General features: G+C 59.5%; 11 protein-coding genes. 6 read left to right on the top strand and 5 right to left on the bottom strand.

The annotated features are described in order from the left end of the window. Positions 1 to 99: 99 nt before the first annotated feature. Positions 100 to 2,550, bottom strand: coding sequence for a glycogen/starch/alpha-glucan phosphorylase (locus V3W39_RS06515; RefSeq protein WP_177041044.1), 2,451 nt, complete (start codon positions 2,548 to 2,550; stop codon positions 100 to 102). A 235-nt stretch (positions 2,551 to 2,785) separates the two neighbouring features. Here V3W39_RS06515 and V3W39_RS06510 point away from each other — a divergent pair, with 235 nt between their 5' ends. Next, the gene (locus V3W39_RS06510) at positions 2,786 to 3,220 is read left to right on the top strand and encodes a YkgJ family cysteine cluster protein (protein WP_017478181.1); all 435 of its coding nucleotides are present in this window, start codon (positions 2,786 to 2,788) and stop codon (positions 3,218 to 3,220) included. Positions 3,221 to 3,415: 195 nt separating this feature from the next. Here V3W39_RS06510 and typA read toward each other — a convergent pair whose 3' ends face one another. Both typA and thiI read right to left on the bottom strand, forming a co-directional pair. Beyond that, positions 3,416 to 5,236, bottom strand: a complete 1,821-nt coding sequence (typA, locus tag V3W39_RS06505) for a translational GTPase TypA (RefSeq protein WP_053140412.1) — start codon at positions 5,234 to 5,236, stop codon at positions 3,416 to 3,418. 139 nt (positions 5,237 to 5,375) lie between these two features. Beyond that, positions 5,376 to 6,830, bottom strand: a complete 1,455-nt coding sequence (thiI, locus tag V3W39_RS06500) for a tRNA uracil 4-sulfurtransferase ThiI (protein WP_063033503.1) — start codon at positions 6,828 to 6,830, stop codon at positions 5,376 to 5,378. Between the two features lie 334 nt (positions 6,831 to 7,164). On the opposite strand from thiI, the gene glnA reads away from it, so the two are divergent. The 4 genes from glnA (at position 7,165) to ntrC (ending at position 12,178) form a co-directional block, all read left to right on the top strand. Next, positions 7,165 to 8,571: a glutamate--ammonia ligase gene (glnA, locus tag V3W39_RS06495; protein WP_177041043.1), complete on the top strand. Its 1,407-nt coding sequence runs from the start codon at positions 7,165 to 7,167 to the stop codon at positions 8,569 to 8,571. Positions 8,572 to 8,756: 185 nt separating this feature from the next. Next, positions 8,757 to 9,293, top strand: a complete 537-nt coding sequence (locus V3W39_RS06490; protein ID WP_177114325.1) for a chorismate mutase — start codon at positions 8,757 to 8,759, stop codon at positions 9,291 to 9,293. Positions 9,294 to 9,659: 366 nt separating this feature from the next. Continuing rightward, on the top strand, positions 9,660 to 10,745 hold the full coding sequence (glnL, locus tag V3W39_RS06485) for a nitrogen regulation protein NR(II) (protein ID WP_003218001.1): 1,086 nt from the start codon (positions 9,660 to 9,662) through the stop codon (positions 10,743 to 10,745). Next, a complete protein-coding gene (gene ntrC / locus V3W39_RS06480; RefSeq protein ID WP_008435682.1) occupies positions 10,742 to 12,178 on the top strand; it encodes a nitrogen regulation protein NR(I) in 1,437 nt (478 codons plus the stop codon). Before glnL ends, ntrC begins: the two co-directional genes overlap by 4 nt. 623 nt (positions 12,179 to 12,801) lie before the next feature. Here ntrC and V3W39_RS06475 read toward each other — a convergent pair. Next, positions 12,802 to 13,242, bottom strand: coding sequence for a hypothetical protein (locus V3W39_RS06475; protein ID WP_177041041.1), 441 nt, complete (start codon positions 13,240 to 13,242; stop codon positions 12,802 to 12,804). Here V3W39_RS06475 and V3W39_RS06470 point away from each other — a divergent pair. After that, positions 13,241 to 13,696, top strand: coding sequence for a tRNA (cytidine(34)-2'-O)-methyltransferase (locus tag V3W39_RS06470; protein WP_003218007.1), 456 nt, complete (start codon positions 13,241 to 13,243; stop codon positions 13,694 to 13,696). The two genes, V3W39_RS06475 and V3W39_RS06470, sit on opposite strands and share 2 nt — an antisense overlap. Positions 13,697 to 13,853: 157 nt before the next feature. Here V3W39_RS06470 and secB read toward each other — a convergent pair whose 3' ends face one another. Further along, positions 13,854 to 14,339 carry a protein-export chaperone SecB gene (gene secB, locus V3W39_RS06465; RefSeq protein ID WP_003218009.1) on the bottom strand — a complete coding sequence of 162 codons (486 nt, stop codon included), beginning with the start codon at positions 14,337 to 14,339 and terminating at the stop codon, positions 13,854 to 13,856. Positions 14,340 to 14,350 lie beyond the last annotated feature (11 nt).

Genomic DNA, 14,350 nt, shown 5'->3' with positions numbered 1-14,350 from the left:
GCTTGCCCGCGATGCAATCTCCGCGGTTTCTCAGTAACACCGGGGTGATGCTATCGCAGGCAAGCCAGCTCCCACACAAAGCAGCGGGATCTGCGGTGCCTAGTCCAACGCTTTCCAGATCTCGGTCGCATACTCGCGGATGGTCCGGTCCGACGAGAACCAGCCCATGCGCGCAGTATTGAGCACCGCCGAGCGCCACCACTCCTTGGAATCATGCCAATGCGCCTCGACCCGGGACTGGGCATCCCAGTAGGAATCGAAGTCGGCACAGACCAGGAAGCGGTCGTAGTCGATCAGCGAATCCACCAACCCGGCATAACGGCCCGGATCATCCGGCGAGAACACCCCGCCACGAATCGCTTGCAGCACATCGTTCAAGCGATGGGACGCGGCGATTTCCGGCCCGGCATTGAACTCACCGGCGTGTTTGCGCGCTTCCACCTGCTGGGCGCTGAGGCCGAAGATGAACATGTGGTCGGCGCCCACCCGTTCGTGCATCTCCACGTTGGCGCCGTCCATGGTGCCAATGGTCAGCGCACCGTTAAGGCCGAATTTCATGTTGCTGGTGCCCGACGCTTCAAAACCGGCAGTGGAAATCTGCTCCGACAGGTCGGCCGCCGGAATGATGCTTTCCGCCAGGCTGACGTTGTAGTTGGGCAGGAACACCACCTTGAGCAACCCGCGCACCGTCGGGTCGTTGTTGACGGTACGGGCGATGTCGTTGGTCAGCTTGATGATCAGTTTGGCCTGGTGATAGCTGGCCGCTGCCTTGCCGGCGAAGATCTTCACCCGAGGTACCCAGTCGGTGCCCGGCTCGGCACGGATCGCCTGGTACAGCGCGACGGTGTGCAGCAGGTTCAACAGCTGGCGCTTGTACTCGTGGATCCGCTTGACCTGCACATCGAACATCGCCGCCGGGTTGACCGAAATCCCCAGGCGCTCGTGAATGATGTCGGCCAGTGCCCGCTTGCTGTGCAGGCGCTGTTCGGCGAAGGCCTTGCGGAAGGCTTGCTTCTCGGCGAACGGCTCCAGGTCCACCAGGCGCTGCTCGGGGTTATCCAGTACGTCCGGGCCCAGGGCCTCCACCAGCATCGCGGTGAGTTTGGGGTTGGCCTGGTACAGCCAGCGGCGGAAGGTAATGCCGTTGGTTTTGTTGTTGATGCGGTCCGGGTAGAGCTTGTGCAGTTCGGAGAACACCGTGCTGCGCATCAGTTGGGTGTGCAGGCCGGACACGCCGTTCACGCTGTGGGAACCGAGAAACGCCAGGTTGCCCATGCGCACACGGCGGCCGTTGTCTTCCTCGATCAGCGACACCGCACGCAGCACGTCAAAGTCGTGGATGCCCTTGGCCCGCAGCGAGTCGATATGTTGGGCGTTGATCAGGTAGATGATCTGCATGTGCCGCGGCAGCATGCGCTCCATCAAGCCTACCGGCCAGGTCTCCAACGCCTCGGGAAGCAAGGTGTGGTTGGTGTACGACAGGGTTTCGACGGTGACGTCCCAGGCGGCATCCCACGGGATGTCGTGCAGGTCCACCAACTGGCGCATCAACTCGGCCACCGCGATCGACGGGTGCGTGTCGTTGAGCTGGATGGCCGCGTGTTCGCCCAGGCTCAGTACCGAGCCGTGCATGTTCTTGTGGCGGCGCAGCAGATCCTGCAGCGAGGCGGAAACGAAGAAGTATTCCTGGCGCAGGCGCAGTTCCTGCCCCGCTTCGGTGCTGTCAGCCGGGTAAAGCACTCGAGAGATGCTTTCGGCACGGGCCACTTCGGCCACGGCACCCAGGTGGTCACCGGCGTTGAAGCGTTCCAGGTGCAGGTCTTCCACGGCCCGGGCACGCCACAGGCGCAAGGTGTTGACGCTGGCGCCACGCCAGCCGACCACCGGGGTGTCGTAGGCTACCGCACGCACGGTTTCATTCGGCGACCAGACCTGGATCGACTTGCCGGACGCATCCAGCAGGGTTTCCACGCCGCCACCAAAGCCGATCGGGTAGATCACCTCGGCGCGCTCGAACTCCCACGGGTTGCCGAAATCCAGCCAGCGTTCGGTTTGCTCCTGCTGCCAGCCATCGACAATCGCCTGACGGAACAGGCCGTGCTCATAACGAATGCCATAACCGTGGCCGGCAATACCCAGGGTCGACATGCTTTCCATAAAGCACGCTGCCAGTCGGCCAAGGCCACCGTTGCCCAGGGCCGCGTCGGGCTCCAGCAGGCGAATGCGCTCCATGTCCACACCCAGCTCGCTCATGGCCTCGCGGGCCACGTCCAGCAAGCCGAGGTTGCTCAGGCTGTCGTAAAGCAAGCGGCCGATCAGGAATTCCAGCGAGAGGTAATAGACCCGCTTCTGCCCCTTGCGGTAGATGTGCCGCGTGTGGTCCATCCAGTGGTCGACCATATGGTCGCGGGCGGCCAGTGCAATGGCTTCGAACCAGTCGTGATCGAAAGCGTGATCGGGGTCCTTGCCCACCGCATAGGTAAGTTTGGTCAAGACGGCATCGCGAAATGCGGCTACCTCTGCTTCTCGTACAAGCGGTTCCTGAGACATCGATGCGACCTCGGGCGAGATAGAAGGAGTTGCTAGAGCCTAGACGGTCTGACAGACGGTAGACGCTCTGGTTCGGCAGTTTTTTAACTCATTCACCTTTGCGGGAATTTGATGCAGGGGCCGTGCCCGTTTGTGGCTCGGCGCAGCCTTCGAGCTGAAACCCGGAAGATATTGTTCAAAAAAGCACCAATTCCGGTATGATCCCGCGCCGGATAACACCCCTCTTGGAAACCTGATGAAGCCTCAACTGATCGCCGCCGCGGAACTCGACCGTCTCGAGACCTGGCAGAAATACTCAAGCCATATGTGTGGCGGCTGCGTGTCGAGCTGCTGCACCCTGCCGGTTGAGGTGAAGATCAAGGACCTGATCCGTATCGGCATCGTCGATGAGTTCGAGCGTGGCGACCCGCCGAAGAACATCGCCAAGCGCTTGCAGAAGGAAGGTATCGTCGAGCGCTTCAACGCCAAATCCGAGATCTTTACCCTGCAGCGCATGAGCAACAACGATTGCCTGTACCTGGATCGTAAGAGCCGCTTCTGCACTATTTATGACAAGCGCCCGGATACTTGCCGCAATCACCCGAAAATCGGACCGCGGCCGGGGTATTGCGCGTACAAGCCGAAGGAAGTGGTGCGCGAGACCAAGTTCAAGACCCTCGACAAGTTCTGATCCAGATTTTTGTGGGGTCCTTGAGGGCCCTATCGCAGGCAAGCCAGCTCCCACAGTTGAATGTGTTCACCTATCAAAATGTGGGAGCCGGGCTTGCCCGCGATGAGGCCGTCGCAGTCACCACAAAAACTGCAGGCATAAAAAAACGCCCCCGGCCTTTCGACCGGGGGCGTTTTTCATTCAGCCTGAGTTAACTCAGTTCTTGGCTTTCTTGGCAGCGCGGGTACGCTCGCCTTCGTCCAGGATCTTCTTACGCAGGCGGATCGACTTAGGCGTGACTTCGCACAGCTCGTCGTCCTGGATGAATTCCAGGGCCTGTTCCAGGGTGAAGCGAACAGGTGGAACCAGAGCGATGGTTTCGTCTTTACCCGAAGCACGCATGTTGTCGAGCTTCTTGCCTTTGGTTGGGTTGACGCCCATGTCGTTGTCACGGCTGTTCAGGCCAACGATCTGACCGTTGTAGATCTCTTGACCGTGTTCAACGAACAGCTTGCCACGCGCCTGGAGGGTTTCCAGGGAGTAGGTCAGCGCCTTGCCGGTTTCTACCGATACCAGAACACCGTTCTGACGGCCGGACATGTCGCCGGACTTCATGGTGTCGTAGCGATCGAAGATCGAGGTCAGGATGCCAGCGCCGTTGGTCAGGGTCAGGAACTGGTTACGGAAACCGATCAGACCACGAGCAGGGATGTTGTATTCCAGACGCACACGGCCTTTGCCATCCGGCACCATGTTGGTCAGGTCGCCCTTACGCAGGCCCATCTCTTCCATGACCTTGCCCTGGGATTCTTCAGGGGTGTCGATGGTCACGTTTTCAAACGGTTCCTGCTTCACGCCGTCAACAGTACGGATGATCACTTCCGGACGACCAACGCCCATTTCGAAGCCTTCGCGACGCATGGTTTCGATCAGTACCGAGAGGTGCAGCTCACCACGGCCGGAAACCTTGAACTTGTCAGCCGAGTCGCCTTCTTCAACGCGCAGAGCAACGTTGTACAGCAGCTCTTTGTCCAGACGTTCCTTGATGTTACGGGAAGTCACGAACTTGCCTTCTTTACCGCAGAAAGGCGAGTCGTTTACCTGGAAGGTCATGGAAACGGTTGGCTCGTCAACGGTCAGAGGCTTCATCGCCTCGACAGTGTCCGGCTGGCACAGGGTGTCGGAGATGAACAGCGAGTCCATACCGCTTACGCACACGATGTCGCCGGCGAAAGCTTCTTCAACGTCGATACGGTGCAGGCCGTGGTGACCCATCAGCTTCAGGATACGACCGTTGCGCTTCTTGCCGTCGGCGCCGATGGCGACAACCGGGGTGTTCGGCTTGACGCTACCACGAGCGATACGGCCAACGCCGATAACACCCAGGAAGCTGTTGTAGTCCAGTGCCGAGATTTGCATCTGGAACGGGCCTTCACGGTCAACCTTCGGTGGTGGAACGTGGTCAACGATTGCCTGGTACAGCGGGGTCATGTCTTCCGCCATGGCGGTGTGTTCCAGACCGGCAATACCGTTCAGGGCAGAAGCGTAGATCACCTGGAAATCCAGCTGTTCTTCGGTAGCACCCAGGTTGTCGAACAGGTCGAAGATCTGGTCCAGAACCCAGTCCGGACGCGCGCCTGGACGGTCAACCTTGTTGATGCACACGATCGGACGCAGGCCGGCTTCGAAAGCCTTCTTGGTCACGAAACGGGTTTGCGGCATAGGGCCGTCTTGAGCGTCAACCAGCAGCAGAACGGAGTCAACCATCGACATTACGCGTTCTACTTCGCCGCCGAAGTCGGCGTGGCCCGGGGTATCCACGATGTTGATGTGGTAGCCGTTCCAGTTGATGGCGGTGTTTTTAGCCAGGATGGTAATACCGCGCTCTTTTTCCTGGTCGTTGGAGTCCATCACGCGCTCGTCGTTGAGCTCGTTGCGCTCCAGGGTGCCGGATTGACGCAGGAGTTTGTCTACCAGGGTGGTTTTACCATGGTCAACGTGAGCAATGATGGCGATGTTGCGTAGATTTTCGATCACTTGTGTATCTCGATCAGAGGATTCGGTGTGCTGACAGGTCGTGGCAGCGATTAACAGTAGAGTCAGGCCTTGCCGTTACAGCTTGACGGCAGAGTCGGGGGGCCGGTGACGCAGGCCACAGGCAAACAGCCCCGGGCTCTTAGCTCGGTCGATAAACGCGCACATTGGCATGCCCCTCACTGAGCAAATGGTGGGCATGCAGGCGACTCATCACGCCTTTGTCGCAATACAACAGGTACTGACGGCTGTCATCCAGTTCCTTGAAACGCGCATTCAATGCATAGAACGGCAGCGTTTGTACGTCGATGCCAGCGATTTCCAGCGGCTCGTCTTCAGCGGCATCCGGGTGACGGATGTCGATGATGATCTGACCGGCCAGAGCCTCGCTGACTTCTTCGATCTGCAAATCCTGGCCCAATTCGTCGATAACCCGATCGATCGGCACCAGTTTGGCGTTCTCCAGCGCACGCTCGAGAACCGCCATGTCGAACTGTTGTTCTTCGTACTCCACGCGGTTGCGCTTGGCGTGGGTCTTGGGGTTCACCGAGATGACCCCGCAATATTCCGGCATGTGCTTGGCGAAATCCGCCGTGCCGATCTGGGTCGCCAGGTCGATGATGTCTTGCTTGTGACTGGCGATCAGCGGGCGCAATACCAGCTTCTCGGTCACAGAGTCGATCAATGACAGGTTCGGCAGGGTCTGGCTGGACACCTGGGAAATCGCTTCACCGGTGACCAGTGCGTCGATTTCCAGCCGATCCGCGATTCGGGACGCAGCGCGCAACATCATACGCTTCAATACTACGCCCATATGACTGTTATCGACTTTCCCGAGAATTTCTCCCAGGACTTCCTCGAACGGTACGCTGACAAACAGCACCCGTTGCGAGCTGCCGTACTTCTTCCAGATGTAATGCGCGACTTCCATCACGCCCAATTCGTGTGCACGCCCGCCCAGGTTAAAGAAGCAGAAGTGGCTCATCAGCCCGCGGCGCATGATCTGGTAGGCCGCCACGGTGGAATCGAAACCGCCGGACATCAATACCAGGGTCTGTTCCAGGGCGCCCAGCGGGTAGCCGCCGATGCTGTCGTGCTGGCTGTGGATCACAAACAACCGTTGGTCGCGAATTTCCATCCGCACTTCAATTTGCGGCGCTTTCAGGGAAATTCCGGCGGCGCCGCACTCGCGACGCAGCTTGCTGCCGACGTATTTTTCGACATCCATGGAGCTGAACGGATGCTTGCCGGCGCGTTTGCAACGCACCGAAAACACCTTGCCTGCCAGCACATCGCCGTAGTGCTGCTTGCACTTTTCGGTGATGTCGTCGAAGTCGCCCAGCGGGTACTCGTCGACCTGCAGGAAATGCGCGATGCCCGGCACGCAGCTCAGGCGCTCGGTCATGTCCTTCAAGGCTTTGGGGTCTGTGAGGCGGGTTTCCAGCTCGAGATTGTCCCACACACCGTTCACCACCACCGCCGGGTCCAGATCGCGGAGCACGGCACGGATATTCTTGGCCAATTGACGGATGAAACGCATCCGTACCGGTCGGCTCTTGATGGTGATCTCGGGGAAGACTTTAACGATTAATTTCATGAAAACAGCGCGCGCAGGCCCAGCCGAAAAAGGGGGGCGCGGATTATAGCGGAAATCGCTCAAGGTTTAACCAGTTAATATGCAACTGACCTTTCGCGCACCAAAACGGGTCATAAACGAAAATAAGCGCTACATTGCGGTGCGCAATTTATTCCGTTTCAGCGGATTGCACCTTTATAGGGGCGTTTTTGTGGCAAAAAACCCATGTCGGGGCACTGGCATGCAATTTGCTCTCTTGTGAGGCAGGTTGCCTTGGTCGAGTATTCGCGCCGGCATCACCCACATTCTAAGGGCTAACTCCACTACCCCAGCCCGAAGCCACCCGGAGGACACTATGTCGAAGTCGGTTCAACTCATCAAAGATCATGACGTCAAATGGATTGATCTGCGCTTCACGGACACAAAAGGCACTCAGCACCACGTGACCATGCCGGCTCGCGACGCGCTGGATGACGCCTTCTTCGAAGAAGGCAAAATGTTCGACGGCTCCTCCATTGCCGGCTGGAAAGGCATCGAAGCTTCCGACATGATCCTGATGCCGGACGACAGCACCGCCGTACTCGACCCGTTCACCGAAGACCCAACGCTGATCATCGTCTGCGACGTGATCGAGCCTTCGACCATGCAAGGCTACGACCGTGACCCACGTGCGATCGCCAAGCGTGCCGAGGAATACCTGAAGTCGACCGGTATCGGTGACACCGTATTCGTAGGTCCGGAACCAGAATTCTTCATCTTTGATTCGGTCAAGTTCAAGTCCGACATCTCTGGCTCCATGTTCAAAATCTTCTCCGAACAAGGTTCGTGGATGTCCGACCAGGACGTGGAAGGCGGCAACAAAGGCCACCGTCCAGGTATCAAAGGCGGCTACTTCCCGGTTCCTCCGTTCGACCACGACCACGAAATCCGTACCTCCATGTGCAACGCCATGGAAGAGATGGGCCTGGTCATCGAAGTTCACCACCACGAAGTGGCGACTGCCGGCCAGAACGAAATCGGTGTGAAGTTCAACACCCTGGTTGCCAAGGCTGACGAAGTTCAGACCCTGAAGTACTGCGTACACAACGTGGCTGATGCCTACGGCCGTACCGCTACCTTCATGCCTAAGCCTCTGTACGGCGATAACGGTTCGGGTATGCACGTTCACCTGTCCATCGCCAAAGATGGCAAGAACACCTTCGCTGGCGAAGGTTATGCCGGCCTGTCCGACACTGCCCTGTACTTCATCGGCGGTATCATCAAGCACGGTAAGGCCCTGAACGGCTTCACCAACCCGTCGACCAACTCCTACAAGCGTCTGGTCCCAGGTTTCGAAGCTCCAGTAATGCTGGCCTACTCGGCTCGCAACCGTTCCGCTTCGATCCGTATTCCTTACGTGTCCAGCCCTCGCGCTCGCCGTATCGAAGCCCGCTTCCCGGATCCGGCAGCCAACCCGTACCTGGCCTTCGCTGCCCTGGTAATGGCCGGCCTGGACGGTATCCAGAACAAGATCCACCCTGGCGACGCCGCCGACAAAAACTTGTACGACCTGCCGCCTGAAGAGGCCAAAGAGATCCCACAAGTGTGCGGCAGCCTGAAAGAAGCCCTGGAAGAGCTGGACAAGGGCCGTGCGTTCCTGACCAAAGGCGGCGTGTTCAGCGACGACTTTATCGATGCCTACATCGCCCTGAAAAGCGAAGAAGAAATCAAGGTCCGCACCTTCGTACACCCACTGGAATACGAGCTGTACTACAGCTGCTGATCCGGTAGCGCCGCTTAACGTGGCGTGATGAAAAAGGCCTCCTTCGGGAGGTCTTTTTTTTGCCCGCAAAACCCTGCGGGAGCGGGCTTGCCCGCGAAAAACTCAAGGACACTGCATTTCTTCAATATTTACGCGTTATCGTTAACGACCTTCGCGGGCAAGCCCGCTCCCACAGGAGATCACCGTTGAAACGTCGACTTGCGTTCGCCTTGCTGTTCGTCAGCGCCAATGTATTCGCAGCACCACCCACCCTCGCCCCACTGCTCGACAGCATCGCCGAGCGCCTGGCGATCGCCGACCAGGTGGCCCTGAGCAAATGGGACAGCCACAAGCCCGTCGAGGACCGTGCACGAGAGCAGGACGTGATCGCCAGCGTGGTGGCCCAGGCGCCGAGCTACAAACTGGCACCGGCGCAAGCCGAGCAGTTTTTCTCGGCCCAGATCGAGGCAAACAAATTGGTGCAGTACGCCCACCTGTCCGACTGGCAACTGCAAGGCAAGGCGCCCAATGACCCACGCCCTGACCTGGTCGGGCAGATTCGCCCAAAACTGGACCTGCTGCAAAAACGCCTGCTGCAACAACTGGCGGACTTCACCCCGGAGCGCAGCAACCCGCAGTGTCCGCAATGGCTGGCCCAGGCCAATCACGCACCTGCCAACGACCCGCTGCACCAACTGGCGATGATTCGCGCCACTGCCGAGTTGTGTGTCTACCAGAACTAAAACTGCGTACCCAATCAAAAGTGTGGGAGCTGGCTTGCCTGCGATAGCGGTGTGTCAGCAACCAAAATACCAACGGGTAGTCAGCTATCGCAGGCAAGCCAGCTCCCACAGGTTTCAGTGACACGAGTTCCTGAACAGATTTTTCAAAATCGCACTATATTGGTGCGATACGCTGCACCCTTCCCACTTGCCCAGCCCATTTTGGTTCGAAACTTCCCGCTCAAGCTGGCAGAACGCCACAGTTTCGCGCCTTAAGCCCCCATTTCAGGGCTTTAACGCTTCTTTTCGGAGCTTTGGTTTGGTTTTTGCATTTTCCTTGTATCAGCGTGTGCCTCAAGCCCGCGCCTTGCTCCAAAAGAGGTCCTAATGACCATCAGCGACGCACTGCACCGCCTGCTACTCGACAACCTGACCACCGCGACCATTCTGCTCAATGACGAACTGCGCCTTGAGTACATGAACCCGGCGGCGGAGATGCTGCTGGCCATCAGCGGACAGCGCAGCCATGGGCAATTCATCAGCGAACTGTTCACCGAGTCGGCCGAGGCCTTGAGTTCGCTGCGCCAGGCCGTGGAGCAGGCGCACCCGTTCACCAAGCGCGAAGCGATGCTCACCGCCCTCACCGGCCAGACCCTGACCGTGGATTACGCGGTCACACCGATCCTGAGCCACGGCGCCACCTTGCTGCTGCTGGAGGTGCATCCTCGCGATCGCCTGCTGCGCATCACCAAGGAAGAGGCGCAACTGTCCAAGCAGGAAACCAGCAAGATGCTGGTGCGCGGCCTGGCCCATGAGATCAAGAACCCCCTGGGCGGGATTCGCGGCGCTGCACAGTTGCTGGCCCGCGAGCTGCCGGATGAGAACCTCAAGGACTACACCAACGTCATCATCGAGGAAGCCGACCGCCTGCGTAACCTGGTAGACCGCATGCTCGGCTCCAACAAGCTGCCGTCGCTGGCGATGACCAACGTCCACGAGGTTTTGGAGCGTGTTTGCCAGTTGGTGGAGGCCGAAAGCCAGGGTTGCATCACCTTGGTGCGCGACTACGACCCAAGCATCCCCGACGTATTGATCGACCGCGAGCAGATGATCCAGGCGGTGCTCAATATCGTGCGTAACGCCATGCAGGCCATCAGCAGCCAGAACGAACTGCGCCTGGGCCGCATCAGCCTGCGCACCCGCGCCCTGCGCCAGTTCACCATCGGCCACGTGCGCCATCGCCTGGTGACCAAGGTCGAGATCATCGACAACGGCCCGGGCATCCCGGCCGAACTGCAGGAAACCATCTTTTTCCCAATGGTCAGCGGCCGCCCGGACGGTACCGGGCTCGGCTTGGCCATTACCCAGAACATCATCAGCCAGCACCAGGGTTTGATCGAGTGTGAGAGCCATCCCGGCCACACCACGTTCTCGATCTTTCTGCCACTGGAACAAGGAGCCCCATCGACATGAGCCGTAGTGAAACTGTCTGGATCGTCGATGACGACCGTTCTATCCGCTGGGTCCTGGAGAAAGCCTTGCAACAGGAAGGCATGACCACCCAGAGCTTCGACAGCGCCGACGGGGTGATGAGCCGCCTGGCTCGCCAGCAGCCCGACGTGATCATCTCCGACATCCGCATGCCCGGCGCCAGTGGCCTGGACTTGCTGGCGCGGATTCGCGAGCAGCACCCGCGCTTGCCGGTGATCATCATGACCGCGCACTCGGACCTGGACAGCGCTGTCGCGTCCTATCAGGGCGGCGCCTTTGAATACCTGCCAAAACCGTTCGACGTGGACGAAGCGGTGGCGCTGGTAAAACGCGCCAACCAGCACGCCCAGGAACAGCAGAACCAGGAAGCCCCGCCAGCCCTGACCCGTACTCCGGAAATCATCGGCGAAGCGCCAGCGATGCAGGAAGTGTTTCGCGCCATCGGGCGTTTGAGCCATTCCAACATCACCGTGCTGATCAACGGCGAGTCGGGTACCGGTAAAGAGCTGGTGGCCCACGCCCTGCACCGTCACAGCCCACGGGCGGCGTCGCCGTTTATCGCGCTGAACATGGCGGCGATTCCGAAGGATCTGATGGAGTCGGAACTGTTCGGCCATGAAAAAGGCGCGTTCACCGGTGCGGCCAACCTGCGCCGTGGCCGTTTTGAACAGGCCGATGGCGGCACGCTGTTCCTCGATGAAATCGGCGACATGCCGGCCGACACCCAGACGCGCTTGCTGCGGGTGCTGGCAGATGGCGAGTTTTATCGGGTAGGCGGGCACACGCCGGTCAAGGTCGACGTTCGCATTATCGCGGCGACCCACCAAAACCTGGAAACCCTGGTGCATGCCGGGAAATTCCGTGAAGACTTGTTCCACCGCTTGAACGTGATCCGTATCCACATCCCCCGGATGTCGGACCGCCGCGAAGACATCCCGACCCTGGCCCGTCACTTCCTCAGCCGCGCCGCCCAGGAGCTGGCCGTCGAGCCGAAGCTGCTGAAAAGCGAGACCGAGGAATACCTGAAGAACCTGCCATGGCCGGGCAACGTACGTCAGCTGGAGAACACCTGCCGCTGGATCACGGTGATGGCTTCGGGGCGCGAAGTGCATATCAGCGACCTGCCGCCGGAGCTGCTGAGCCTGCCTCAGGATTCGGCACCGGTGACCAACTGGGAGCAGGCGCTGCGCCAATGGGCCGACCAGGCTTTGGCACGTGGCCAGTCGAACCTGCTGGACAGCGCTGTACCGGCCTTTGAGCGGATCATGATCGAAACCGCCCTCAAGCATACCGCCGGTCGTCGTCGCGACGCCGCCGTGCTGCTGGGCTGGGGCCGCAATACCCTGACGCGCAAGATCAAGGAGCTGGGGATGAAGGTCGACGGTGGGGATGATGACGAAGGTGATGAGGCCTGATCACTAATCCCTGATCCACTGAAGATCTAATGTGGGAGCCGGGCTTGCCCGCGATGGCGCTGTGTCAGTCACTGGATGTATCGACTGACACAACGCCATCGCAGGCAAGCCAGCTCCCACATTTGTTTTGTACCCGACTAACGACCGTGCACCGCTTCAATGCACCACGAACCGGCATCGCGCACGCATCCAACGCCTTAAACACATGCCTTGTTAAATAAATATTAAAAGCTGAAAACGCCAAAGCCCCGTATTCCGGGGCTTTGCGCTTTCTGAAGAAATTTTTTGGCACAAATTTTCAATTCTGGCACGCGCCCTGCAATAACCCTGTTACTACCCAGTTTCGGGGACCTTGGTACAGGCAGGCCGAGAATCCCCTCTTTACACCCGGGGTGCTTGATGCGGATCGCGTCGCGCCCCACACCCGTTTCGGGAACCTCGGTACAGGCAGGCCGGGGATTCCCTCTTTAACACCGAAGCCTTTGGCTTCACCCCGTTTTGGGAGCCCTGGTACAGGCAGGCCGGGAACTCCCTTCTTTACACCCGGGGCTTATGAGGCAACTCGCCCATAGCCCCAGCCCGTTTTGGGAACCTTGGTACAGGCAGGCCGGGGATTCCCTCTTTTATTCCTCCCGGAGATGGATCTCCAACCGCCAGCGTCCTTCGACCTTCTCCCCCGACCATTCCCCGCGCAACGGCCGAGCCGCCACCAGGTTCAGCAGCAAGCCGCCATCGGTCTTGCGCACGCGCCAGTTCACATCCTTGTCGTTGACCTTCAGTTGCCCACCCTGAGCCTTGCCCAGCGCATCGAACAACAGCGCCACGGTGCCGTCGATATGCTCGCCGTGCAGCTTGGGTTCGCTGTTGAACCACACCACCAGGCCATCGGCGGCGGGCTCTACCTGCTGCAGCTCAACCGGGTCTGGGGTGGTCAGCCGGCCGATCATCAGGCCCACCATCAGGCCGACAATCGCCAACGAGCCTAAAACCCGTGGCAGAAGCTTCGGCCTGGGATCTTCTTCAGGGGTAGAATGCAGCGCATCTTTGCCTTCGGAGCCGTGCATGTTTCACGTCATCCTTTTTCAACCAGAAATTCCGCCGAATACCGGCAACGTTATCAGGCTGTGCGCCAACAGTGGCTGCCACCTGCATTTGATCGAGCCGCTGGGCTTCGACATGGACGACAAGCGCCTGCGCCGTGCCGGGCTGGACTACCACGAGTACGCCACCCTGCAACGCCACGCCGACCTTGCCAGTTGCCTGGAAAGCCTGAACCACCCTCGGCTGTTCGCGTTTACCACCAAGGGCTCGCGGCCGTTCCATGATGCCAGCTTTGCCGAAGGCGACGCCTTCCTGTTCGGCCCGGAAAGCCGGGGCCTGCCGGCGGATGTGCTCGACGCCCTGCCCGACGGCCACCGTCTGCGCCTGCCGATGCGCGAAGGCTGCCGCAGCTTGAACCTGTCCAACACCGTGGCCGTGGCCGTTTACGAAGGTTGGCGGCAACTCGGTTTCAAGTAACGCACATAACAAATGTGGGAGCGGGCTTGTGTGGGAGCCGGGCTTGCCCGCGATGCAAGCACCTCGGTGTGTCAGTCACACCGCGGTGATGCTATCGCAGGCAAGCCAGCTCCCACACAAACCGGCTCCCACATTTAGTTCTGCGTCAGGTTCGAAATTATTGAACCGTTGGCGAACCTTCCTGTTGCATGCGCTGCAGCTCTTGCGCATACAGGGCATCGAAGTTCACCGGAGCCAGCATCAGCGCCGGGAACGAGCCACGGGTGACCAGGCTGTCCAGGGTCTCACGGGCATACGGGAACAGGATGTTCGGGCAGAACGCGCCCAGGGTGTGGCTCATGGACGCTTCGTCCAGGCCCTGGATCAGGAAGATACCGGCCTGCTGCACTTCAGCGATGAAGGCCACTTCTTCGCCGTTCTTGACGGTCACCGACAAGGTCAGCACCACCTCGTGGAAGTCGCCTTCCAGGGCCTTTTGGCGGGTGTTCAGGTCCAGCGCGACGCTCGGGGTCCATTCCTGACGGAAGATGGCCGGGCTTTTTGGCGCTTCGAACGACAAGTCGCGTACGTAAATACGCTGCAGGGAAAATTGTGGGCCTTGAGCCTCTTCTGCTGCCGCTTCGGTGTTCTGTTGGTCAGTCATCGCAGATCCTT

This window comes from Pseudomonas sp. Z18(2022), from assembly GCF_036346535.1.
GTDB lineage: Bacteria > Pseudomonadota > Gammaproteobacteria > Pseudomonadales > Pseudomonadaceae > Aquipseudomonas > Aquipseudomonas yamanorum_A.
Note: the sequence above shows the minus strand (reverse complement) of the source record. Positions and strands in the feature narration are given on the sequence as shown.